General features: G+C 63.0%; 2 protein-coding genes. One reads left to right on the forward strand and one right to left on the reverse strand.

Annotated features, from left to right (window positions below):
* Window positions 1-366, forward strand: a 366-nt coding sequence (locus tag Y704_RS24805) for a hypothetical protein (protein ID WP_035771374.1), incomplete at its 5' end; no start/stop codon positions are given.
* 369 nt (window positions 367-735) lie between these two features.
* Here Y704_RS24805 and Y704_RS23850 read toward each other — a convergent pair.
* Window positions 736-885 carry a hypothetical protein gene (locus Y704_RS23850; protein ID WP_155850184.1) on the reverse strand — a complete coding sequence of 50 codons (150 nt, stop codon included), beginning with the start codon at window positions 883-885 and terminating at the stop codon, window positions 736-738.
* Window positions 886-1009 lie beyond the last annotated feature (124 nt).

Consider the following 1009-nt stretch of genomic DNA (forward strand, 5'->3'; position numbering starts at 1 on the left):
CCGCGGCTGCAGCCGCAGCTTGAGGTTGGCTGGCGGCGGAGCCGACAGGCGCCGCTTCCAACGCAGGAGCTGCTGGCAGAATTAGGGGGTTACCGGCCGTGGAGTTGGTCGGCGCTGGCGTTTCTTTGGCTGATCCGGGCTCTGGAGCGTCTCGCTGCGTGTCTTCATAGTGCGTGCCGTCCGCGGGTTCAGCTGCAGGTTCAAATGCAGTTGCCGGAGCTCTTTCCACTGGTGGCAAAAGTGGCCAAGGTTCGGATGCCGGTGTTCGTGTCGGTTCTTCAGTTTGTCGGGCTGCAGCGGGCGCACTGGCGGCAACGCTACCGGCTACCAAAGAACCAGGGGTTGTGGCGGGCGTATTGGCGGTAAAGCTACCGGCTGCGGAAGAACCAGGGGTTGCGGCGGGCGTATTGGCGGTAAAGCTACCGGCTACCGAAGAACCGGGGGCTGCAGTGGGCTGGCTTTCGCCAGTGGCTGCTTGCGGGAGGGGCGAGTTGAGTAGTGCCATGGCCGTCAGGAGGGTAGCCATGCCAAGGGTGAAGCCGGCCCAGATACGTCGGGTGGTTCTATCCGTTGGTGGCGGCTGGGTATCGCCGCCGTGTGAATCGTGCTCCATCTAACTTCAACCCTTCATTGAGCCGGTGCAGGGTGTCGGCCCGGTTCAAGAGGCCAGCATGCTTCCGCGTCGTCATAGAATGCGTGCCGGTGACCATTCGGCCACCGGCACGCATTCACCAGCTAATTCAGACGCCTCTTGCGAATCTGGCGCGTCAGGACGTAGACGAGGCCGCCCGAGAGGGCCACAGCACTTGCGGTTCGGCCGGACATCTGATGCCCGGGCTCAGCCGCGGTCACGGCAACGGCCCCGACAGCTGTCTGAATGTTCATTCCCGCATTTTTCCCGGGTCGCGCCGGAACAGTTGGAACCACCGCTACAGGTGCAGCCCCTGAAGGCTGAACGATCGGAACATCCATTGACGGTGCTTTTACCGGCGGCACGATCACTGGTGGA

Source organism: Arthrobacter sp. Br18 (genome assembly GCF_000520555.1).
Classification (GTDB): domain Bacteria; phylum Actinomycetota; class Actinomycetes; order Actinomycetales; family Micrococcaceae; genus Arthrobacter_D.